The sequence below is a fragment of the Comamonas piscis genome (assembly GCF_014109725.1).
Classification (GTDB): domain Bacteria; phylum Pseudomonadota; class Gammaproteobacteria; order Burkholderiales; family Burkholderiaceae_C; genus Comamonas; species Comamonas piscis.
This window is the reverse complement of record NZ_CP058554.1, coordinates 2,655,533-2,678,260: the sequence shown is the minus strand read 5'-3', so window position 1 is coordinate 2,678,260 and position 22,728 is coordinate 2,655,533. Positions and strand designations below refer to the sequence as shown.

Here is a 22,728-nt window from a genome sequence, read left to right as displayed (position 1 = left end):
GCCGCCCTCAGTCTGCATAGCGCGCCAGCGGCTGGGCGGCGGCCTCGGCAGCGGCATCGATCTCGGTCATCCGCACGAGATCGAGCAGGCTAAAGCGCCCATCGTGGTGCCAGCCGGCCTCGGGCACGCCCATGGCGCCCAACGCGCTGATGCGGGTGACGCCGGCGGCGCCCAGCAGGCCTGCCAAACGGTACAAATCCTCGGGGCCCACGGCCAGGCCGGCGGTCTGCAGGTAGTCGCGCTGGGCTGCCACCAAGGGCACAACGCCGTCCAGGTTGTCTACCCCCACCACGACAATGCTGCGGTACAGGGCGGTGGGCGCCAGCGGCTCCAGGCTGTCGCTATAGGCCACGCTCCAGGGCGCATCGGCCGGGCCAATTAGCTGCGGGGCGGCGCCATCGTCTGCCGGTGCACGCCACTCCAGCGACTGCTGCCAGCGGGCCAGGCCGGCGCCCTCTTCCAGGTCCAGCGGCCGGCGCGCAAAGCGCTGCTGCAGGTTGGCCAGCTCGGCGGCCAGGTATGCGGCAAAGGCGCGTGGCGAAACGGTAGCGCCCCGCTCTACATAAAACACATGGGGCGAATAGCAGCCTTGCTGGTCGTAGCGCATGACATCCCAGGCCGCCAGCCGCGCGTTGGCTGGGGCTTTGACGGCATCCAGTGCCGCCCTACCCACCATGCCAAAACCCAGCTTGTGGCCATGGGGCAAAAATCGTGTCGTCACCGGCAGCTGCTGACGCAGCGCGGCCAGGGTCTGGTTGCTGCCATAGGCCATCACGGTATCGGCCTCGGCGTAGAGCACTTGCGCGCCTTCGGCGCTGTCGCCCGTCTGGGCGCCGCCGGGCCACCAGACCACGGCCAGGCAGTCGGCCAGTGGTGGATGCACTTCCGCCAGCAAGCGCGCAAACCAGCCGGCAAACAGCGGCTCGGCACTGGCCAGCTTGCCCACGCTGGGCGCTTTGACGAGCAGGCCGCAAACCAGACTCCACAGCGACAGCGCCGGCACATTGCCGGCCCAGCTGTGCAGCAGCAGGCCCGGGCCATAGGCGCGCACGGCCCCGCCTTTGATGGCAGGCACAAAGCCATCGAGCACAGCGGGATTGGCAAAATCCTCGCCAATAAAGCGCCATAGCTGGGGCGCCCTGAAAGTCTTGAACAGCCCGTTCAGTCCCAGGCGCACCATCGCCGCGTCATAACCGCAGACAGGGGGCAGACAGGCATCGATCTGGCGGCGATAGGGGTCGGCAGGGTCTAGCAGGCGGGCAATGGCGCGGTCAATAGCGCCAACTATCTCGGCCAAAGGCATGCTTTGCAACTGGCGCTGCGCAGCCGCACGCACCCGCTCGGTCAGCGCCTGCATCTGCGCGCCGCTAAGCAGGGGCACCTCAACCTCCAGCCGCTTACCCGCACGCTCAAACACCAGCACCTGCCAGCGCAGCTGGTTGGCATCCAAGCCCGGCAAGTAGCCGGCGCGCATGCGTTCAGCGGTTTGCGGGATCATGCGCGCGCCGCTTGCACAAACTCATCGACGGCCAAGGAGCAGCCTTTGGCTGCGGCTCCTTCGGCCCGGCCCAGCAGCAAAAAGCCGCCATCGGCCCAGAGGCCCACGTCTTCGGTCAGGATAGTGCTGACCGCGTTGTAGTTGGCCAGATCGCAGTGCACCAGAATGCCGCGCTCACCCGGCGCCACACTGCGGCCGCTGACGGGCTCGACCAGGCGTGAGCGAATCCAGTGCGGCCCGGATTTGACGGAGGGCAAGCTGGCATTGCCGTTGTCGTAGAACTGGGTGCTCAGCTCGGTCATGCCATACATGTTGATGCAGAGCTCGGGCGGCACGCCCAGCAGCTCGGTCAGGCCGGCATAAAAGTCGGCCAACGGCAGCTCGCGCGACTGGCCCTTGTAGCCACCGGTGTCCAAAATGCGGCTGCCCGCTGGCAGCTGAAAGCGGCGGCCCTGGGCGCGCAGCGCATCCATCACATGCACGAGGCTGAAGCTGGCGCCCAGCAGCGCATAGGGCTGGCCTGTGCGCTCGGCCGCTTCCAGCACGGCGCAGAGCCCGTCCATGTCCAGGCCCTCCGGCCCCAGAAAATAGCGGCTCTCCGGCGTACCAAACGCCGACTTGGCGAGCGCCAGGTAATGCGCCAGCGAGGAGTTGGGCATGGTCACTTCATCGGGGAACAGGATGCCCATGGGCATGCGCGCCGTGCCCTGCATAAAGCGGGTGGCGAAGTGCTGCTGCATCGACAGGTCATACACCTGCAAGGCGGGATGAAAATGCCGGCCCCGTGCGGCGCGGCCGGTGGTGCCGCTGGTCATAAAGACACGTTCGGTCGGCGATGACGGCTCGCTGCGCAGCTCCAGCGCCTTGAAGGCATCGATGGGCACGGCGGGGATATCGCTCCAGGTCTTGACCGTGCGCGGGCTGGCACCACGGCGCTGGCAAAAGCTGCGGAACGGTGTATTGGATGCGTATTGGTAGGCAAAAAGACGCAGCGCAAGCTGGTCAAACTGGTCATCGGTGCAGCCATCCATTGCGATGAATGCAAGCAGGTCTGCGACCAGCGTATCGGCCTTGTCCATGGAATTCCTTCGAGAGCGGTGATGTCATGCTCCGAAGGCTCCCCCCCATGCGCGCAAGGCGCCCCATGGCAGGGAGTTGGCTCTTCTTCCGCCGGAATGACCCGGTTCAAGTTCTCGGGTGTAGATCTCAGCACTGGCGTGCACCCCGGAGCAGGCGCCATCTTAACCGAGCAGAGCTTGGCTAGTCGCGCGCCAACCGCCAAGCCAAGGTCTGGGCCACGGTCAATTTCAGCAGCACCAAAACCCCCAAACCAGGGAAAACACCCATGCCACCGCGATGGTGCACAGCGCCGCTTGTGCAGTCGCGCATGCACCAAGCCAAGGCATTTTTTGCGGATTCCTGCACCATATCCAGGCAACGCGATAGCCACGTAACCCATTGTGGTGCTTTGCAAATTTTCTGAGACAGATCAAAGCGCGCATGCTGGAAATCACCTAGTCCCAAACCCTTTTCATGGGCGATTCAGTCTGTTAACTTATGCCCTGTCGACAGACGACTGTCGCTAGACGACACCTATTAACGAGGACAAAAATGCTTGCAATGGCTGATGCCGAAGTCCAATCCGGCTACAAGAATGCGCACACCGAGAGCGAACAGCAGGTTCGCGAAGACCTGGCCGCCGCCTACCGCCTGATGGCCCATTTCGGGATGGACGACAGCATCTACACGCACATCTCGGCGCGGGTGCCGGGCCGCAATGACCAGTTCCTCATCAACCCCTTTGGCACCTTGTTCAAGGACATCACGGCCAGCTCGCTGGTCAAGATCGATGCCGAAGGCTGCATCGTTGAGGACACGCCCTACCAGGTGAACCCGGCCGGCTTTGTGATCCACAGCGCCGTACATGCCGCCCGGCATGATGCGGCCTGCGTGGTGCATTCGCACACCGAAGCCGGCGTGGCCGTGTCGTCACTGCAATGCGGCCTGCAGCCCAGCAACCAATGGGCACTGCAGTTCTACAACCGCGTGGCGTACCACACCTTTGAAGGCATTGCGCTGGATCTGCATGAGCGCGAACGCCTGGTCGCCGACCTGGGCAGCACGGCCAAGGCCATGGTGCTGCGCAACCACGGCTTGCTCACCCTGGGCAACAGCGTGGCCGAGGCCTTCATCCTCATGCTCAACCTGGACCGCGCCTGCCGCGTGCAGCTGGCTATCCAATCGAGCGGCCAGGCCATCAACCCCGTGCCGCCCGAAGTCTGCGAGCTGACCGCCCGTCAGTACGAAAGCGGCGACACCGATGTGATGCCCGGCCAGCCCAAGCGTGCCGATCCGCATGAACGCGAATGGCAGGGCCTACTGGGCTTTTTGCAGCCCCCGGGCCGCAGCCATTACCGCGACTGACCAGCGCGACTGACCCGCAACTGAAGACCCCCCGACCCTTGCATGCCGCCGCCTTTGCGGCCCCACCGCCGCAAGCCCGCCCGGCCCAGGCACCCCTCGATACCAAGACAGGAAGCAACCATGATCAATCGGCGTGAACTCATCTCCTACAGCCTGGCGGGAGCCGGCCTCAGCATTGCGGGCGTGCCCATGGCGGCCTTGGCGCAGCAGACCAAGGGAACGATCAATGTGATGGTGCAGCCCGAGCCCTCGGGCCTGATGCTGGGCATTGTGCAAAACGGCCCTACCCAGCTGGTCTCCGGCTATATCTACGAAGGCCTGCTGCGCTACGACGAGAAGCTGGAACCCCATGGCCTGCTGGCTACGGCCTGGACCCGCTCCGATGACGGCCTGACCTACACCTTCAAGCTCAAGTCCGGCGTCAAGTGGCATGACGGCAAGCCCTTCTCTGCCGATGACGTGGTGTTCTCGGTCGACAAGTTTTTGCGCAAGACCCATGCGCGCCTGCGCGCATCGCTGGAGCCGCTGGAGAGCGTGCGCGCCATCGATGCCAACACGGTGGAGTTCAAGCTCAAGTACCCGTTTGGCCCTTTCATCAGCCTGTTTGACACCGGCTCGATGCCGATGATCCCCAAGCACATCTACGAAAACACCGACTTCGCCACCAACCCGGCCAATGCCAAGCCGATTGGCACCGGACCCTTCAAGTACAAGGAATGGGTGCGCGGCTCCTACATCCAGCTGGTGGCCAATGAGCTTTATCACACCAAGGGCGAGCCCATGGTGGAGAACCTCTACTTCCACATCATCCCGGATGCGGCCTCGCGCGCTGCGGCGTTTGAATCGGGCAAGGTCGATGTGGTGCCCGGCGGCGCGGTCGAGTTCTTTGATGTGGCGCGCCTGGCCAAGCTGCCTGGAGCTGCCGTCACCACCAAGGGCTGGGAGTTCTACTCGCCTCACTCCTGGCTGGTGCTCAACAACCGCAAGGCGCCCTTTGACAACCCCAAGTTCCGCCAGGCCGTCATGTATGCGATGGACCGCGAAGCCATGGTCAAGGTCGCCTGGCAGGGCTTTGCCAAGACAGCGGCCGGCCCCTTCAACCAGCATGTGAAGTTCGCCTCTGACGATGTCACCAAGTACCCGCGTGATCTGAACAAGGCCAAGGCCTTGCTGAAGGAAGCCGGCTACAAGGGCGAAACCGTCAAACTGCTGCCGCTGCCCTATGGCGAATCCTGGCAGCGCCTGGCCGAGATGATCCGCCAGAACCTGATCCAGGCCGGCATCAAGGTGGAGACCACCGGCACCGATGTGGCCGGCTGGAACCAGCGCACCGCCGAATGGGATTTCGACATGGCCATCATCTATGTCTACCAGTACCCCGATCCTGCCCTGGGCGTCGCCCGTACCTACACCAGCCACACAATTGCCAAGGGCTCGCCGTTCAACAACATCGAAGGCTATGTCAACCCCAAGGTGGATGCGCTGTTTGATGCCGGCGCCAAGGCGCTGACCGATGCCGACCGCGCCAAGGCCTATGCCGAGGTGCAGAAGATCCTGACCGAAGAGGTGCCCGTGGCCTGGTTGCATGAGATTAATTTCCCCACGCTCTACCGGACCAAGATCAAGAACCCGATCAGCTCCGGCGTGGGTTTGAACGACAGCCTGAGCCGTGCCTCGATAGGCTAAAGCGGTCGCTACTCGCTGCGGCCCAGCGCCGCAGCATGGTTTTCTTCTTTGCTGAGTTCCGCACGCTGCCAGCCCCCACTGGCACGTGCGGGATGGCAGCGCTTTTGTCTCGCTCCAAGGTCTCCCCGCTATGAACCGCCTCCGCTACATGTCCGTCCGGGTGCTCCAGGGTCTGCTGGTGCTCATGTGCATAGCTACCGTCAATTTCATGCTGATCCGCGCAGCGCCCGGCGACCCGGTCGCGGTGATAGCGGGTGAAGCGGGGGCATCCGACCCGCAGTTTGTCGCCCAGCTGCGCGAGCAGTTTGGCCTGGACAAACCCGTCACCACCCAGCTGGCCAACTACCTGGGCCACATCACGCAGCTGGACCTGGGCTTCTCGTATCGCCAGCAGCGCCCGGTGCTGGAGTTGATTGCAGAGCGTCTGCCCGCTACCCTGCTGCTCACCGGCAGCGCCTTTGTGATGTCGCTGATCTTTGGCGTGGCCTTGGGCGCAACGGCCAGCCGCCATGTCGGCAAATGGGTGGACAGCGCCATCACCTTTGTGGCGCTGGTGTTCTATGCCACGCCGCTGTACTGGCTGGCGATGATGGCGGTGCTGGTGTTCTCGGTGCAGCTGAGCTGGCTGCCCGGTTTTGGCTATTTCACCGTCGGCAGCGATGCCACCGGCTTTGCCCGTGCCTGGGACATTGCCCAGCATCTGGTGCTGCCCTCGCTCACCCTGGCGCTCTTCTATATGGCGGTCTATGCCCGCATGACCCGGGCCTCAATGCTCGAAGTCGCGCAGATGGACTTTGTCAAAACCGCCCGCGCCAAGGGCGTGCGCATGGGCCGCATCCAGCGCCAGCACATTCTACGCAATGCCCTGCTGCCCATCGTCACCCTGGCGGGCATCCAGGCCGGCGGCCTGATTGGCGGCGCGGTGCTGACCGAGACCGTGTTTGCCTGGCCCGGCATTGGCCGCCTGATGTTTGATGCCCTGCTGCAGCGCGACTACAACCTGCTGCTGGGCTGCTTCCTGGTCGCAGCCGCCGTGGCGGTGCTGTTCAACCTGATCACTGATTTTGTCTACACCCTGGTCGATCCCCGGATCGAGCTGGGCTGAAACGGAGCCTCGCTATGACTGCACTCTCTGAGCCGGCCCTGGCGGCCGCAACGCCCTCCGCCAAGAACAAGCACCGTTCGACCTTTTGGAGCCGTTTTTGCCGCAACCGTGGCGCCCTGCTGGGCCTGGCCATCTTGCTGGTCGTGGCGCTCGTGGTCTGCTTTGGCCCGCTGCTGGCTGCGCACAACCCCTGGGACATGGTGGAGCAGCCGTTTTTGGCACCGATGGAGCGCGCCGGTTTTGCGATGGGCACCGACACCATGGGCCGCGACATTCTCTCGGGCCTGGTGCTGGGCGCCCGCATCTCGCTGCTGATCGCGGTGATCTCCACCCTGGTGTCGCTGCTGATTGGCGTGGGCATTGGCGCCATCTCGGGCTACTTTGGTGGCTGGGTCGATGCCACCCTGATGCGCTTTACCGAAATGTTCCAGTCCGTGCCCAGCTTTGCACTGGCCCTGGTGCTGGTAGCCATTTTTGAGCCCTCGGTCAACTCCATCATCGTTGCCATTGCGCTGGTGTCCTGGCCGCCAGTAGCGCGCCTGGTGCGCGGCGAGTTCCTGACCCTGCGCCAGCGTGACTTTGTTGCCGCTGCCCAGCTGGCCGGCCAAAGCACGCCGCGCATCATCCTGGCGCAGATCCTGCCCAATGCCGCTTCGTCCATCGTGGTGATGGCCTCCTTGATGGTGGCCACCGCCATCCTGCTCGAATCGAGCCTGAGCTTTATGGGCCTGGGTGATCCCAACCTGATGAGCTGGGGCTACATGATTGGCTCGGCCCGCACCGTGCTGCGCCAGGCGTGGTGGATGGCCGTGTTCCCCGGCGTCGCCATCTTGCTGACCGTGCTGGCCTTCAACCTGGTCGGCGAAGGGTTGAACGACGGTCTCAATGCCCGCCAGGACGGGAAGACGAAATGAACGCCTATTCACACGAAGCCCTGCATATGCTTGCCCAAACCCCCGCCGCACCCGCCGCCCCCGAGCCAGTGCTGACCGTGCGCGGTCTGGACATCCGCCTGCCCCTAGGCGCCGACCGCGCCTTGGCGGTCACCCAGGCCAACCTGCAGATCCTCCCCGGCCAAACCCTCTGCGTGGTTGGCGAATCGGGCTCGGGCAAGTCGATGATCGCCAACGCCATCATGGGCCTGCTGCCCCGCCCCAAGGTGGAGCCGCTCGCTGGCGAGATCCTGTTTGACGGGAAAGACCTGCTGAGCCTGAGCGAAGACCAGCTGCGCGAGCTGCGTGGCAGCCGCATGGCCATGGTCTTCCAGGAGCCGATGACGGCGCTGAACCCGGTGATGCGCATTGGCGACCAGATGGCCGAGGCACTGGATGCCCACTTGCAGCTGCCCGCTGCCGACAAGCGCCGCCGCATCATCGCCGCGCTGACCGATGTGGGCCTGCCCGAGCCCGAGCGCATGGTTGACGCCTACCCGTTCCGCCTCTCGGGCGGCCAGCGCCAGCGCGTGATGATCGCCATCGCGATGCTGCTGGAGCCCAGCCTGCTGATCGCCGACGAGCCCACCACCGCGCTGGATGTGACCACGCAGGCACAGATCCTGCAACTGATGCGCGCGCTGCAGAAAAAGCGCGGCATGGCCATGCTGTTTATCACCCACGACTTTGGCGTGGTGGCCGAGATTGCCGACCATGTGGTGGTGATGCAAACCGGTGTGGTGGTGGAAGCCGGCCCGGCCGGCCAGGTGCTGCGCAACCCCCAGCACGCCTATACCAAGAAGCTGCTGGCCGCCATTCCGCATGGCAATGTGCGCGAGACCCAGGCCAGCACCGCGCAGCCGGTGCTGCAGGTCAAAGACCTGTGCAAGGTCTACCGCACTGGCGGCGGATTTTTGCGGCCCGCGCGTGAGGTGGTGGCCGCCGAGCGCATCAGCTTTGACCTGGGCCGCGCCCAGACACTAGGCGTCGTTGGAGAGTCTGGCTCGGGCAAGTCGTCGCTCGGCCGCTGCATTGTGGGCCTGGCACCGTTTGACAGCGGCGAGATCCTGTTCAACGGCCAGCGTCTGAGCTCCGGCGCCGCGCTGCGCCGGCAGGCCAAGGGCAAGATCCAGATGGTCTTCCAAGACCCCTATGCATCGCTCAACCCGCGCCACAAAATTGGCTCGGCCATTGCCAGCGGCCCCATTGCCCAGGGTGTCCCCAAGGCCGAGGCCATGCGCCGCACGATGGAGCTGCTGGAGCTGGTGGGCCTGGGCCCAGAGGCGGCCGAGCGCTACCCGCATGAGTTCTCTGGCGGCCAGCGCCAGCGCATTGGCATTGCCCGCGCGCTGGCGATGGAGCCTTCGCTGCTGGTGGCCGACGAACCCGTGTCTGCCCTCGATGTGTCCGTGCAGGCCCAGGTGCTCAAGCTGTTTGCCGAGGTACGCGAGCGCTTTCAGCTCAGCATGGTCTTCATCACCCATGACCTGCGCGTGGCCGGCCAGATGTGCGACCACCTGGCCGTCATGCAGCGGGGCCGGATTGTGGAATACGGCCCCACCGCCCAGGTACTGGGCAACCCGCAGCACGCCTATACGCAAACCTTGATTGACGCCATCCCCTCGCTGGAGCACCGCCGCGACGAGACTGAAGCGGATAACGCACCAGCGCGGAGCCGCGCATGACCGCCATGCCCAGCTCCGATGCCCAGGCCGCCGCGCCCCGCAGCATTGCGTTTTTGAGCAAGAGCATTGCGATGGACTTTTTGCTGCCCGCCTACCAGGCCCAGTTCCCCGGCAGCCGGCTGCTGCTGGGTGCCGAGCTGCAGGCGCTGCTCGATGCCGGCCAGCACGACGACATCGAAGTGGCAGTGTGCTGGCACCCACCCGCAGCCCAACTCTCGCAGTTGACCCAAGGCGCTGGCCTGCAGCTGGTGCAATCGATTGCTGCCGGCATCGACCATATCGACACCCAGGCCCTGCCTGCCAGCACCCCCGTGTGCCGCATTGTGGACAGCACCATGGGCTACGGCATGACAGCGTTTGTCAGCTGGGCGGTGATCCACCGCCAGCGGCATATGGACCGCTATGTGGCGCATGCGGCGCAGCGCCAGTGGCGCGAGGAGTCCATCGTTGCGCCCAGCCGCCACCGCGTGGGCATCGCTGGCCTGGGCACCCTGGGCCAAGGCTGTGCCAAAGCGCTGTTGGCCATGGGCTACCAGGTACGCGGCTGGAGCCGATCAGCCAAGCAGGACTTGCCCGCTGGCTTGGAAGGCTTACAGACCTTCCACGGCCAAGCACAGAAGGCAGAGTTCTTGAGTGGTTGCGACACCTTGGTGTGCCTGCTGCCGCTGACCGATGAGACCCAGGGCTTTCTCGACCTGGCCTTGATGCGCCAGCTGCCGCGTGGCGCGCACCTGATCAATGTAGGCCGGGGCGCGCACCTGGTCGAGGCCGATTTGCTGACCGCGCTGGCCGAGGGCCAGATTGGAGCAGCCACCTTGGACACCTTCAGCGCTGAGCCGCTGCCGGCGGAGCACCCCTTCTGGCAGGACGAGCGCATTCTGGTGACCCCGCACATCGCCACCCGCACCGACCCGCGCGTCATCGCCCGGCAGACCGCCCATAACTTCAGCCGCATCCGTGCAGGCCAGGCCGCCGAGGTGGCCGTAGACCTGGGACGCGGTTACTGACGCCCCCGCAATCCCGATCAATCGCAAGCAGCACCCAGCCCCCCAGGAGATTTGGACATGAACGCAGCAGACAACACCCCAAAACGCAGCGCGCTGGACGCACAGGACATTGGCGCCCACCTGCACCCCTACACCAACTTGGCTACGCACGAGGACGTGGGCCCGTTGATGATCACGCGTGGCGATGGCATCCATGTGATTGACGAGCAAGGCCGCAAGTACATCGAGGGCATGTCGGCGCTGTGGTGCAGCTCCCTTGGCTTTAGCCACCCGCGCCTGGTGCAGGCCGGCATTGATGCGCTCAAGACGCTGCCGTATTACCACACCTTCAACCACCGATCCAACCCGGCCGTGGCGCAGTTGGCCGACAAGCTGATCCAGCTGGCACCAGCGCCGATGGCCAAGGTCTTCTTTGCCAACTCGGGCTCGGAGGCCAATGACACGGCCATCAAGATCATCTGGTACTACCACAACGCCATTGGCAAGCCCGCCAAGAAAAAGATCCTCTCGCGCCAGCGCGGCTACCACGGCGTAACGGTAGCGGCCGCCAGCCTGACCGGCCTGCCCGCCAACCACCAGGATTTTGACCTGCCGATTGCGCGCATCGGCCATGTGGAATGCCCCCACCACTACCGCTATGCCAACCCGGGCGAGAGCGAGGCCGACTTTGCCACCCGCCTGGCCGATGCGCTGGAGCAGCGCATTCTGCAAGAAGGGCCTGAGACCGTGGCCGCCTTCATTGCTGAGCCGGTGATGGGCGCTGGCGGCGTCATCGTGCCGCCCGAGACCTATTTTGAAAAAATCCAGGCCGTGCTGCGCAAGTACGAGGTGCTGATGGTGGCCGATGAGGTCATCTGCGGCTTTGGCCGCACCGGCCAGATGTTTGGCTCGCACACCTTCGGCATCCAGCCGGACATCCTCACCTGTGCCAAGGCGCTGTCCTCGGGCTATGTGCCGATCTCGGCCGTCATGGTTGCGCCCAAGATCTACGAAGCCATGGCCGCCAACAGCGGCAAGATCGGCACCTTTGGCCATGGCTACACCTATTCCGGCCACCCGGTGGCGGCGGCGGTGGCGCTGGAGACGCTCAAGGTCTATGAGGACGAGCAGATCCTGGCCCATGTCAACCAGCTGAGCCCCATCTTCCAAAGCCGCCTGCGCGGCTATCTGGACCGCGCCTATGTGGGCGAGGCCCGGGGCGTGGGCCTGATCGGCGCCATTGAGCTGGTCGCCGACAAGGCCACGCGCCAACCCTTTGACCCGGCCCTGAAGCTGGGCTACCGCCTGGCCCAGTACGCCCAGGAAGAAGGCCTGATTGTGCGCGCCATGGGCGATGCCGTGGCGTTGTGCCCGCCGCTGATCATCACCGAGGCTGAGATGGCCGAGATGTTTGCCCGCCTGGACCGGTCGCTGGACAAGCTGCAGGCCACCCTGCCATGAGCTCCGCCATGCAAGCCTTCTACAGCCCCGATCAAGCGCTGCACCACCCCAGCCAGTTCATGCGCCTGGGCAAGCTGGTGCCCGCGCCCGATCTGCCCAGCCGCGCAGAGACCTTGGCCGATGCCTTGCAGCAGGCGGGCCTGGCCGTCAGCGAGCCGCCTGATTTTGGCCGCGCGCCGCTGGAGGCTGTACACGCCCCGCACTACCTGGACTACCTGCAAACCGCCTGGCCGCGCTGGCAAGCGATGCTGGACGGCGGCGCCAATGCCGGCCCCGAGGTGATGGCCAACCTCTCGCCCTACGCGGGCGTGCCCGCCGGCCAGCGCCGCGCGCCCTGCCCGTCGTCCGCGCTGGTGCCGCAAACCGGCTACTACCTGGGCGATCTGTCTTGCCCGCTGGGGCCGGACAGTTGGCAGTCCATCCTGCGCTCGGCCCACAGCGCCGTGGCTGCCGCCGATGCGGTGATTGCCGGCGAGCGCATGGCCTATGCGCTGTGCCGCCCCTCGGGCCACCATGCGCACTGGGACCGGGCCAGCGGCTTTTGCTATGTCAACAACAACGCCTGCGCCACCGCACGCCTGGCCGCGCATTTTGGGCGGGTGGCCGTGCTCGATGTGGACGCCCACCATGGCGATGGCACGCAAAGCATCTTCTACGCCCGGGACGATGTGCTGACGGTCTCCACCCATGCGGAGACCAGCAGCTACTTTCCGTTCTACACCGGCTACGCCCAGGAGCGTGGCGCCGGCGCGGGCGAAGGCTACAACCTGAACCTGCCCCTCGCCCATGGCAGCGGCAATGCGGAGTTTTTGGCTGCGGTGGACAGCGGCTTGGAGGCAGTGCGTGCCTTTGCCCCGCAGTCCATCGTGCTGGCCCTGGGCTTTGACACCTTCAAGGACGACCCGATCAGCGTGCTGAAGGTGGACTTTGAGGCCTACCGCGCCGTCGGCCAAAAGCTGCGCGCACTCGGCCTGCCCCTGGTGGTGGTGCAAGAAGGCGGCTACCTGGTCGAAGCGATCGGACCGGGCCTGCAGGCCTTTTTAGAAGGCCTCCATGGCTGACCAGGCCGCACAGCCCAGCCGCCAAATCGGCAGCCCGGAGCCCCTGCCAGCGCAGCGCGATGCCGATGCCGCGCGCCGGCTGCGCCAGGGGCTGGGCCTGTTTTTGGCAGCGCTGCTGTGTTTTGCCTGCTACGACGCCTTTGCCAAGCACATGCTGGCCCAGTTCCCGGCCACGGTGATGAACCTCTCGCGCTACGCCGCCATCGGCGTGCTGGCCTTGTGGGTCATGCACCGGCATGGCGACTGGTCTGCGCTGCGCTGGGGGCGCCTGCGCAGCGGCAAGTTGCTGCTGCTGCGCAGCCTGATGCTGGCCATTGTGGCCACCTGCTTTATGACGGCGCTGGCAACGATGCCGCTGGCCGAGGCCACCGCCATCTACTTCACCGCGCCCCTCATCATGGTGGCGCTATCACCCTGGCTGCTGGGCGAGCGGGTGGGCCGCGTGCAATGGGTGGCGGTGCTGCTGGGCTTTGCCGGCATGCTGCTCATCGTGCGACCGGGCAATGCGCTGCCACTGGCCGGCACGGTGCTGATGGCGATATCGGCCGTCTGCTATGCGCTGTTCCAGGTGCTCACCCGCAAGCTCTCTGGCGTGGTGCCCACGGCGGTGCAGTTTGCCTATATGGCGCTGTTCTGCCTGGTCATCACCAACTTGCCGGCCCTCTTCCACCCGATTACCGAATGGCCCGATGCGCCGCATATGGCCCTGCTGCTAGCGGGTGGCTTTGTCAGTGGTGGCGCGCAGTTGCTGCTGCTGCAAGCCTTTCAGCGCGCCTCGGCATCCACCCTGGCGCCGATGAATTATGTACAACTGTTGCTGGCGGTATTGATCAGCACGTTCTGGTTCCAACGGCCGCCAGACAGCCTGGCCCTTTATGGCATGCTGATGATCAGCGCTGCCGGCGTCTACCTTGCATGGCCCCGGCGGCAAAAGCATACCGCTCACCAGGCACCCCGACATGACATCTGAGACCCCCATAAAAACCATCGCCCTGCACGGCGAGGAGACAGACAACCCCGGCTTTTCATCGATCCGGGTGCCCGATCTGGTGGAGCTGGTGGAGCGCCAGCTGCTGCAGGCCATTTTTGAAGGCCGGCTGCCACCGGGCTCGCGCATCGTCGAGGCTGAGCTATCGCGCCAGATGGGCGTGAGCCGCGCCCCGCTGCGCGAAGCGGCCCGCCGGCTGGAGAGCCAGGGCGTTATCGTCTCGACGCCGCGCAAGGGCTTTACCGTGCGCACCTTCAGCCCCAAGGAGATCCAGGACCTGTTCCAGGTGCGTCTGGGCCTGGAGGTAATGGCCGCACGCCTGGCCTGCGTGGTGGCGACCGATGCGCAACTGACATCCCTCAAAGCCTATGCCGATGACATGCTGGAGCGCGCGCCGACCCTGAGCAATATCGAGCGGGTGACGATGGACCTGGGCATGCACACCGCCATCTCGCGCCTGTCGGGCAACGAGTATCTGCAGCGCATCTTTGCCAATATGCAGGCCGAGATCCGCATCTGCCAGGGCTTTATCGAGCGCCAGTACCGCGACCCGGTGTTTATCGCGCAATCGCACTTCCCTGTTGTCGATGCCATCCTGCGCCGCGACGCCGACGCCGCAGAAAAAGCGCTGCGCGTTCACCTGGTGGACGCCCAGGACAAGGCCCATGCCCAGGTGCTGCAAGGCGACCAGGCACCCGACGCCGACACCACGCCCCCGGCCCGCAACACCGGCAGCGCATCGGTCACCCCACTGAAGCCGCCCAAGGCCACCGCCGCCGCATCCCCCGTTTCTTCCTCCCGACGAAAACCGCCAAGACCATGAAATTCATCTACAGCCACGAGCACCGCAGCCACGACCCGCAGCAATTCATGGTGCGCGGCCAGCTCAAGCGGAGCAACGAGCAACCCGAACGCGCCGAGATCCTGCTGCGCTCCGCGCAAAAGGCCGGCCACCAGCCGATGCTGGTCGAAGACTTTGGCGCGGGCCCGCGCGCCGCCGTCCACACCCCCGAGTACCTGCACTTTCTGCAAACTGCCTGGCAACGCTGGCAGGCGCTGCCCGATGCCTCGCTCGAAGTGCTGCCCAATGTCTTTCCCTTCCCCGGCCAGCCCTTTACCTACCCGGATCACTTAGTGGGCCAGGCCGGCTACCACATGGGTGACTGCGCCTGCAGCATTGGCGAGCACACCTGGCATGCCGCCATCAACTCCGCCCACTGCGCCACCCATGCCGCCGAGCTAGTGCTGCAAGGCGAACAAGCCGCCTACGCGCTGTGCCGCCCACCCGGCCACCACGCCTATGTGGACCGCGCCAACGGCTTTTGCTACCTGAACAACGCCGCCATCGCCGCCCAGCACCTGCGCAGCAAACATGCCCGCGTGGCAGTGCTCGACATCGATGTCCACCACGGCAACGGCACCCAGGGCATCTTCTGGCGCCGCAACGATGTGCTGACGGTATCGATCCACGCCGATCCGCATTTCTGCACCCCCTTCTTCACCGGCCACGCGCATGAGCGCGGCGAAGGCGAAGGCCTGGGCTACAACCTGAACCTGCCCCAGGCCAAGGGCACTACCACCGACCAGTACCTGCGCGCCCTGGAAACCGCCCTCACCGCTATTCGCCACTACGCCCCCGGCGCCCTGGTCCTGGCCCTGGGCCTGGACGCCCACGAACACGACCCCTACAAAGCCCTGGCCATCGACACCCCCGGCTTTGCCCGCATCACCGAAAAAATCGCGCAACTGGGGCTGCCGACCGTGATCGTGCAGGAAGGGGGGTATTTGAGTGAGGATTTGGGGTTGAACTTGGAGAGTGCGTTGCGGGGGTTTGAGGTCGGGGCGCAGTAGTCTCTGCGTTCATAATGCGATACGGCCTGATTGCGCTCTTTTGGCATCCAGATGCCGCTGCCATGCGGTTGTCGACGTCAATGTGGAAAAGCAAGGTCAGGCCAAAATCAAGCCATCTCCGCTATTAACGGGCGCCTCCGCCATGCAAGCAGACCCCCATGAACAGTCAGCCCTAGCGGGAAGCGACGAATGGTTCCAACACATCGTCAAGATAGTTCACGCCAGCCACCCGCAGTTTCCAGGTAAATGCCCAGACAGGTATGCAGGCCTCATCGCCAACCTGGCAGACAAAGCGGACTGGTCAGACGCTGCGCATGGCAATCCAGACATCCGCCCGCCCCACCAATGTGTGCTGCTGGTCATGGAATCGCCGCACATTGACGAATACAGCGCCAAGTTCTTCTACACGCCGTGGCCTGCCAACGGCCCCACTGGCAAGCGCATCCGCCAGCGCATCGCTGCCGCAGGCCTGCCTATCACCGCAGATACCGGCCTTGTGCTGATAAACGCCATCCCCTTTCAGTGCTCTTTGGGGAAAAGCCCCATTGGAAAAGATCGCGATACCGTATTCAGGCTAGCCTGGGAACGCGGTGGTCGTGCATTCTTCCAAAGCCGGCTGATGCACTGGTACCGCGAGGGAGACCTCGTTGTCAACGCATGCACCGTGGGACACGACCGCATGCGCCCGTTGCGTGAGGACGTGGAGGATGCGATTGAAGATGCAGTGCCAGACGCTCTTCGATTTAGGAGATACCACCCGTTCAGCTGGTTCAATTCTGCGCGGGCTTCCACTGCTTGGGAGCCCAAGGCAGGCGCTCGTAAGCCTTCCAGAGCCTAAAACTAAGCCGCCTGATATCGCTGGCTGACTGCAATCCCACTGGCATCAACTACGGGGCTATACCGCAGCAGCGGCTCTTCTTATTCCAATAGATATTGAGCAGGTCCAGCACGTGCAGGCCTTGCTGGTCGTTTCCATAGACGCGATTTAGAGCACAGCCAAAGCCCAGTATCTCTATCGAAATCCAAATCGCATTAGATAAATCTGCAGCAATTCATCCCAACGATTTAGCAAACACCTCGAATTGTAAAGACCCCAAAAATAGTGAATCCACCTTTCGTTCTGCTGCGTACACCGCAAGTAGCAAGAGCCGACGTCATCAGTCTCCACTGACCAGGCTTTTGTGCTGAGCTGCTTCTTGCTGCACCGTGTGCCCTCCCTGTGAAGGCGCATTCCTGTGTAGGTAGGCGCGTAAAGCGCAACTCGAAAGGAAATCACATGTCTGACGAATCAGTGTTGATAGGTGTATTGCAACAACGCGCCAAGAAATTGGAAGACCGGCGTCAATTCTTCAGAAAAACTGGAGGTGTTGCAGCAGGTATGGCAGGTGGTGCGATTTTGACGGCTTGCGGGGGTGGTGGCAGTGATGCCAATGCCCAGAACAACGGCCCGACGGATGTGGAGATTCTGAACTTCGCGCTGAACCTGGAATATCTGGAATCGCAGTTCTACCACTACGCGGTGTTTGGCACGGGGCTGCCTGCCAATATGCAATCGGGTACGGGCACGCAGGGCGGTATCGTCGGCGGGCGGGCGGTGGCGTTCAAAGATCCGGTCGTAGCGCAGTACGCCAAGGAGATCGCCCAGGACGAAATCGCCCACGTGGCCTTTTTGCGCAAGGCGCTGGGTTCGGCAGCGGTGGCGCAGCCGCAGATCGATATCGGCGGTACGGACCCGAACGGTGCCTTCTCGGTGGCGGCGCGCGCAGCCGGTTTGGTGGGTGCGGGCGTGGCCTTTGACCCCTATGCCAGTGACGAGAACTTTCTGCTGGGCGCCTTTATCTTTGAGGACGTGGGTGTGACGGCCTACAAGGGCGCATCGCCGCTGATCACCAACAAGACCTATTTGGAAGCTGCTGCCGGCATTTTGGCCGCTGAGGCTTACCACGCTGGTCTGGTGCGCACAGTGCTCTACGCCAAAGGTCTTGCAACGCCTGCACTGCGCACGGCTGCTGGCGCCATCTCGGATGCGCGCGACAGCCTCGATGGCTCGTCCGATGTGGACCAGGGCATCACGGGGGATGACACCACCTCCAACATCGTGCCCCTGGATGCTGACGGCATTGCCTACAGCCGTTCGCCAGGCGATGTGCTGAACATCGTGTACCTGACCAAGGAATCGGCCACCAAGGGCGGCTTCTTCCCGGCTGGCGTGAATGGTGGCTTGGTGATGAGCTCGGCCTTCGCTTAAGGCGTACCCGTATCCTGCCCCACTCTGGGGCAGGATTTCTACCAGGCGGGCCCGAGACCGGTGTTTCTCTGCGAAGGAGTTGCGATGAAGTCCTTTTTGCATCAATCCGCTGAAGCAGTTGCCCTGAGCAAGACGCGACGGCTCAAACCTGCCATCTTGGCACGTCGCTGTGTGGGGAGCTTGATCGTCATCGCAGGACTGGCCATCGTCACCACCGATTTACTGGCACTTTTAAACGGCGGCGACATCATTGCGGGGCCTGCGGCAACAACCCCCTCGGCTGCGCTGCACCAGACATCCACCGGCAGATAAAGAGCGTTTATGCCGCCGCCCGCCTTCAGCACACCAAGCCCCCTGATCAACCCAGCGTGCGGCTTACCGTCCCAGTGCCAGGACGCCATGGAACCAGACAACGAAAAACCTTCAGTGCCCAGCCTGCCGCAGGTTCACCGCAGCATTGCGGTCCCGGGCGGCATCGGCCGGTCAGCCAACGCAAGGCGCATGCTGGCATTTGCCGGGCCAGGCTATCTCGTGGCAGTGGGCTATATGGATCCCGGCAACTGGGCCACCTCGATTGCGGGCGGTTCGCAGTTCGGCTACTCCTTGCTGGCGGTAATTTTTGCATCGAACCTGATGGCCATGCTGTTCCAGGCAGCTGCGGTGCGGCTGGGCCTGGCCAGCGGCCGCGACCTGGCCCAGGCCTGCCGCGAGCAGTTTCCGCCGCGCATCAACCTGATGCTCTGGTTCTTTTGCGAGATTGCCATCGTGGCCTGCAACCTGGCCGAGGTGCTGGGCATGGCCATCGGCCTGAATCTGCTGTTTGGCCTGCCGCTGATCGTGGGCGTCTGCATCACCGTGGTCGATGTGATGCTGATTCTTGCGCTGCAAAGCAGAGGGTTTCGCGCGCTGGAGGCGGTCGTCATCGGGCTCGTGGCCTTGATCGGCATTTGTTTCGGCGCCCAGCTGATGTGGCTGCATCCCCCGCTGGCCACCATGCTGTCCGGGTTCATTCCGCGCGCCGAGATCGTGACCAACCCGGAAATGCTCTACCTGGCCGTCGGCATCGTGGGCGCAACCGTGATGCCGCACAACCTGTATCTGCACTCGGCCATCGTGCAGACGCGCGAACACAGCACGACCCCGGAGGGCACACGCCAGGCGATCCGATACGCCACCATCGACTCGACCGTCGCACTGGGCTTGGCGCTGTTTGTCAACGCCGCCATCTTGGTCGTAGCGGCTGGCGCCTTTAACCGGCCGGGCACGCCGCCCGTTACCGAGCTTTCAGACGCCTACCATTTGCTGTCGCCCGTGTTGGGCGTCGGCATTGCCAGCGCCGTGTTTGGTACCGCCCTGCTCGCTTCGGGCCTCAGCTCTTCCGTAACGGGCACCTTGGCGGGCCAGATCGTCATGGAAGGCTTTCTGCAGATTCGCCTGTCGCCGGCGATGCGGGCGCTGCTGACCCGGCTTATCGCCATCGTGCCCGCCGTCATCGCCACCGCCTGGTATGGCAGCGAAGGCGCCAGCGCCCTGCTGGTGTTCAGCCAGGTGGTTCTCAGCATGCAGCTGCCCTTTGCCATCGTGCCGCTGCTGATGTTCACCACCCGCCGCAACGCGCTGGGAGCGCTGACCTTTGGCAGACCGATGGCTATCCTGTTGTGGAGCTGCGCCGCCGTCGTGGTATCGCTCAATCTGTGGATGCTGCAGAGGCTGTTGTTCGCGACGGCGATATGAGTGGCACCGCACCTGGTGTGCAGGTTTAGATGCGAGGGCGAGAGACAGCGCAGGCCGAATCTGCCGCTGCTGTCAGCTGCTCATAGGCTGCTACCGACGTGAAAGCCTGTACGACAAGATGCAGGCATTCAGCTACAGTTCATGCCGGTGGATCGTCCGTCGCGCCTGCAGTGTGCTGAGGTGCGCACCGCTGAGCGATCCAAACTGTGAAGTAGAAAAGCATGTCTTTATTTGACCTCCACGCCATCGCCAATGGTCTGCCTGCTGCGTGGAACTCCACCGTGCTTGGCTCCGTGGGATCGGCCAATATCAAACTGCTGCGGATGGACCAGATGCCGTATGGCGAGGAAGTGCATGACTACGACGAGGCATTGCTGGTCGTGAGTGGACAGATGATGCTGGAAATCGCCGGCCAGGCCTTGTGCGTGGAAGCTAGCCAGATGTACATTGCCGAAGCAGGCGTTCCTCATGCTGTATTAGCGGGAAGCCATGGGTGTTTGGTGATTGTGGACCTCTGACCTGCTGAACCTGAGGTAAAGGGTTCGACTGCAAACGCTGCGTCATGCCCATTCCTGACCGAACTACCCATGCCATGCTGACGGCGTATTCTTGGAAAGAATGAGCATGAAAGTAGAAGGCCCATGCCTATGCAACGCCATTCAATTCGAAGCAGATGTGCAGCCAGGCAGCATGACCATCTGCCATTGCCTAGGGATGCTCTGCAAAACCCTCGCCAAGCGGGATGGACGCGGATCGGGATGAGCCGCAAGGCGTCTTCTGCAGTCAATAGCCGTAGCTATTGACAAGGAAGACAACGCAGCGGATCGCCCGAGCCCGCGTTCAGACCACGGCAGGGAGTTTTGCAGAGGGTCCCTAGATTGCCAAACGCACTCGGGCGCAGCCTTCAGAGCCAATATCTCAGCCCCTGCGATCCCAAGTATCTATGAACTTCGCCATTCGTCAAGCAACAGCATCCGATGCAGAAGCGGCCAGCCACCTTGTCACCGGCTTGGCGCATTACTTCCTCGCTGATCCGGCTGCTGCGGAGTCCCGGTCTTTCGTGGCTGGACTCACTGCTTCCGCCTACGCTGAGCGGATCGGCTCCTCGCAATTCAAGCATTACGTCGCGGAGGACGCTGAGGGATTATGTGGCGTTGTGGCATTCCGCGACGGATCACATGTCTACCATCTGTTTGTGAGGGCGGACGCCCAGGGCCGGGGTATCGCTCGCGCACTTTGGCAGCATGCCCGGCTTCGGTCCAAGCATTCCACCTTCACCGTCAACGCATCCCTTTATGCAGTCCCCGTCTATGAACGCCTTGGCTTTGTTGCCAAGGCTGGCCCACAGCAGTTACATGGTGTGGTCTTCGTGCCGATGGTGTATTCCCATGACTAAGGTTTGTTGCCGTCCGCGTGTGACATTCCGGTGATGGACCGCGCCACCCAGCACATCCACGGCCAAGGAGTAGCCCCAGCTGGTGCCCGGCTCGTACAACAGCGGCACCTTGGCGATGCGGCACAGGTTGTTATGCAGATCGATGCCACTGGCATCCATGCCGTCGGATACACCGGCTTGGGCATAGGACCCTTGGTCGTGTGCCTCAAAAAATCGGTAGCCCAGACCGGCGGTGTGGCTCAGCAACTGCCGCACGCTGATGCGCGCTTCGCGTCCATCGGCTACCAACCGCATCACCGCAGCGCTGACGACAGGCTTGCTGACGGAGGCCCAGCGAAACACCGTGTCCTCGGCCATTGCTATGCGGGCCTCGCGGTCTGCCCAGCCTGCAGCCATGCGGCACAGTGCCTGGCCATCCTGGTAGACAAGCACCACCGCACCCACCAGGCGCTGCTCGGCCAGGGCTGCATTCAATACCTGGGCGACAGGCGCCCACGGCGCTGCCCTGTCATAAGCGCCCTGCTGCACCTCACTGTGGTGCATGTCTGAAACTGAAAAATCCATAGCATCGCTACCTCGGTTGGAACACAGGCATCAGCTTAGGTAGTCGGCGATACAAGAAAAACTAGGATAGAGTTCCGCACTTTCAGGACTGCGATGTCCGCAATCAACAGCAGCAAGCTAGGCCCAGAAACGCAGGTGACAACGCATGGATAGCCTCAACGCATTTACGGTGTTCGTGCAGGTCGCAGAGGCCCGCAGCTTTACGGCGGCGGGCCGGCTGCTGGGCATTTCATCATCAGCCGTGGGCAAGAGCGTGGCTCGGCTCGAAGAGAAGCTGGGCGTGCGCCTTTTCCACCGCAGCACCCGCAGCATTACACCCACGGCTGAAGGCCTGCTGCTGCTGGAACGCAGCAGGCGCATTCTGGCGGAGATTGAGGCGGCGCAGACAGAGCTGTCGCAGGCTTCGTCGGCACCCCGGGGGCGTCTGCGGGTGAGCCTGCCCTTGGTGAGTACCTTGGTGCTGCCGGTGCTGGCTGACTTTATGCGCGACTATCCGGATATCCAGCTGGACCTGGATTTTTCTGACCGCCTGGTGGACGTGGTGGAAGAAGGCTTTGATGCCGTGGTGCGCACCGGCGAGCCTGCTGATTCCGGCTTGGTCGCCCGCAAGCTCGGCCATTTCAAAATGCTGCTGGTGGCATCGCCGGAGTACCTGGCCGCCCAAGGCACACCCCACAAGGTGCAAGACCTGCTATCGCACCGTTGCATGCATTTTCGCTGGCCTCACAGCGGCAAGCTGGAGGCCTGGCCGCTTCCGACCGCAGACGATGGCGAGCCCATCAGCTTGCCGGTATCCATGGTCTGCAACAACATCGAAACCCGCGCCTGCTTTGCCCTGCAGGGGCGCGGCATTGCCTGCCTGCCCGACTTTGCCATTGGCGATGCGCTGGCCGATGGCCGGCTGGTGCAGGTCATGCCCGGGCTGGCGGAGCGCAAAGGGGTGTTCCACATCCTGTGGCCTGCAGGCCGGCATGCGGCGCCCAAGGTCAGGGCGCTGGTGGATTATCTTTGTGCGCGGATGTTTGCTGCGGCTTGAGAAGTATTCAGGATTTTAATACTGTCTGTCTGATTGCCTGCTTAGGCAGCAAGTTGAGAAGGTGAAAGAGTTC

General features: G+C 63.6%; 20 protein-coding genes, 1 pseudogene and 1 riboswitch. Of the genes and pseudogenes, 18 read left to right on the top strand and 3 right to left on the bottom strand.

The annotated features are described in order from the left end of the window. Positions 1-7: 7 nt before the first annotated feature. Both HS961_RS11980 and HS961_RS11975 read right to left on the bottom strand, forming a co-directional pair. Positions 8-1,498: an acyl-CoA reductase gene (locus HS961_RS11980; RefSeq protein WP_182322228.1), complete on the bottom strand. Its 1,491-nt coding sequence runs from the start codon at positions 1,496-1,498 to the stop codon at positions 8-10. Next, positions 1,495-2,577 (bottom strand): long-chain fatty acid--CoA ligase, encoded by a 1,083-nt coding sequence (locus tag HS961_RS11975; protein WP_182322226.1) that lies wholly within the window; start codon positions 2,575-2,577, stop codon positions 1,495-1,497. Before HS961_RS11975 ends, HS961_RS11980 begins: the two co-directional genes overlap by 4 nt. 66 nt (positions 2,578-2,643) lie before the next feature. Further along, a riboswitch (TPP riboswitch) is annotated at positions 2,644-2,735 on the bottom strand. A 374-nt stretch (positions 2,736-3,109) separates the two neighbouring features. Between HS961_RS11975 and HS961_RS11970 the strand changes: the two genes are divergently transcribed. From HS961_RS11970 to HS961_RS11890, 17 genes are all read left to right on the top strand, one after another. Then, a complete protein-coding gene (locus HS961_RS11970; protein ID WP_238347582.1) occupies positions 3,110-3,922 on the top strand; it encodes a class II aldolase/adducin family protein in 813 nt (270 codons plus the stop codon). A 123-nt stretch (positions 3,923-4,045) separates the two neighbouring features. Next, positions 4,046-5,608 carry an ABC transporter substrate-binding protein gene (locus tag HS961_RS11965; RefSeq protein WP_412101657.1) on the top strand — a complete coding sequence of 521 codons (1,563 nt, stop codon included), beginning with the start codon at positions 4,046-4,048 and terminating at the stop codon, positions 5,606-5,608. Positions 5,609-5,738: 130 nt separating this feature from the next. Beyond that, positions 5,739-6,713 carry an ABC transporter permease gene (locus HS961_RS11960; protein ID WP_182322222.1) on the top strand — a complete coding sequence of 325 codons (975 nt, stop codon included), beginning with the start codon at positions 5,739-5,741 and terminating at the stop codon, positions 6,711-6,713. Positions 6,714-6,727: 14 nt separating this feature from the next. Then, on the top strand, positions 6,728-7,627 hold the full coding sequence (locus HS961_RS11955; protein ID WP_182322220.1) for an ABC transporter permease: 900 nt from the start codon (positions 6,728-6,730) through the stop codon (positions 7,625-7,627). Between the two features lie 26 nt (positions 7,628-7,653). Beyond that, positions 7,654-9,330 (top strand): dipeptide ABC transporter ATP-binding protein, encoded by a 1,677-nt coding sequence (locus HS961_RS11950; protein ID WP_182328243.1) that lies wholly within the window; start codon positions 7,654-7,656, stop codon positions 9,328-9,330. Beyond that, entirely contained in the window at positions 9,327-10,337 is a 1,011-nt protein-coding gene (locus HS961_RS11945) for a 2-hydroxyacid dehydrogenase (protein ID WP_238347581.1), read from the top strand. Before HS961_RS11950 ends, HS961_RS11945 begins: the two co-directional genes overlap by 4 nt. Positions 10,338-10,394: 57 nt before the next feature. Next, positions 10,395-11,777 (top strand): aspartate aminotransferase family protein, encoded by a 1,383-nt coding sequence (locus tag HS961_RS11940; protein WP_182322218.1) that lies wholly within the window; start codon positions 10,395-10,397, stop codon positions 11,775-11,777. 8 nt (positions 11,778-11,785) lie between these two features. Beyond that, positions 11,786-12,838, top strand: a complete 1,053-nt coding sequence (locus tag HS961_RS11935) for a histone deacetylase family protein (protein WP_182328241.1) — start codon at positions 11,786-11,788, stop codon at positions 12,836-12,838. Further along, complete coding sequence (locus tag HS961_RS11930; protein ID WP_182322216.1) at positions 12,831-13,808, top strand: DMT family transporter; 978 nt, start codon at positions 12,831-12,833, stop codon at positions 13,806-13,808. Before HS961_RS11935 ends, HS961_RS11930 begins: the two co-directional genes overlap by 8 nt. Further along, positions 13,798-14,649: a GntR family transcriptional regulator gene (locus HS961_RS11925; RefSeq protein WP_182322214.1), complete on the top strand. Its 852-nt coding sequence runs from the start codon at positions 13,798-13,800 to the stop codon at positions 14,647-14,649. Before HS961_RS11930 ends, HS961_RS11925 begins: the two co-directional genes overlap by 11 nt. Further along, a complete protein-coding gene (locus HS961_RS11920) occupies positions 14,646-15,677 on the top strand; it encodes a histone deacetylase family protein (RefSeq protein ID WP_182322212.1) in 1,032 nt (343 codons plus the stop codon). Before HS961_RS11925 ends, HS961_RS11920 begins: the two co-directional genes overlap by 4 nt. 142 nt (positions 15,678-15,819) lie before the next feature. After that, complete coding sequence (locus HS961_RS11915; RefSeq protein WP_182322210.1) at positions 15,820-16,515, top strand: hypothetical protein; 696 nt, start codon at positions 15,820-15,822, stop codon at positions 16,513-16,515. Positions 16,516-16,953: 438 nt separating this feature from the next. After that, positions 16,954-17,925, top strand: a complete 972-nt coding sequence (locus tag HS961_RS11910; protein ID WP_182322208.1) for a ferritin-like domain-containing protein — start codon at positions 16,954-16,956, stop codon at positions 17,923-17,925. Between the two features lie 84 nt (positions 17,926-18,009). After that, positions 18,010-18,237: a hypothetical protein gene (locus tag HS961_RS11905; protein ID WP_182328414.1), complete on the top strand. Its 228-nt coding sequence runs from the start codon at positions 18,010-18,012 to the stop codon at positions 18,235-18,237. Positions 18,238-18,324: 87 nt separating this feature from the next. Continuing rightward, positions 18,325-19,659 carry an Nramp family divalent metal transporter gene (locus HS961_RS11900; protein ID WP_182322206.1) on the top strand — a complete coding sequence of 445 codons (1,335 nt, stop codon included), beginning with the start codon at positions 18,325-18,327 and terminating at the stop codon, positions 19,657-19,659. 221 nt (positions 19,660-19,880) lie between these two features. Then, positions 19,881-20,177: a cupin domain-containing protein gene (locus tag HS961_RS11895; protein ID WP_182322204.1), complete on the top strand. Its 297-nt coding sequence runs from the start codon at positions 19,881-19,883 to the stop codon at positions 20,175-20,177. Between the two features lie 425 nt (positions 20,178-20,602). Further along, positions 20,603-21,055 (top strand): GNAT family N-acetyltransferase, encoded by a 453-nt coding sequence (locus tag HS961_RS11890; protein ID WP_182322202.1) that lies wholly within the window; start codon positions 20,603-20,605, stop codon positions 21,053-21,055. A 36-nt stretch (positions 21,056-21,091) separates the two neighbouring features. On the opposite strand, the pseudogene HS961_RS11885 reads toward HS961_RS11890, so the two are convergent. Next, a pseudogene (locus tag HS961_RS11885) lies at positions 21,092-21,567 on the bottom strand (serine hydrolase domain-containing protein); the annotation flags it as partial. Positions 21,568-21,764: 197 nt separating this feature from the next. Here HS961_RS11885 and HS961_RS11880 point away from each other — a divergent pair. Continuing rightward, positions 21,765-22,655 (top strand): LysR family transcriptional regulator, encoded by an 891-nt coding sequence (locus tag HS961_RS11880; RefSeq protein WP_182322198.1) that lies wholly within the window; start codon positions 21,765-21,767, stop codon positions 22,653-22,655. Positions 22,656-22,728: the final 73 nt, after the last annotated feature.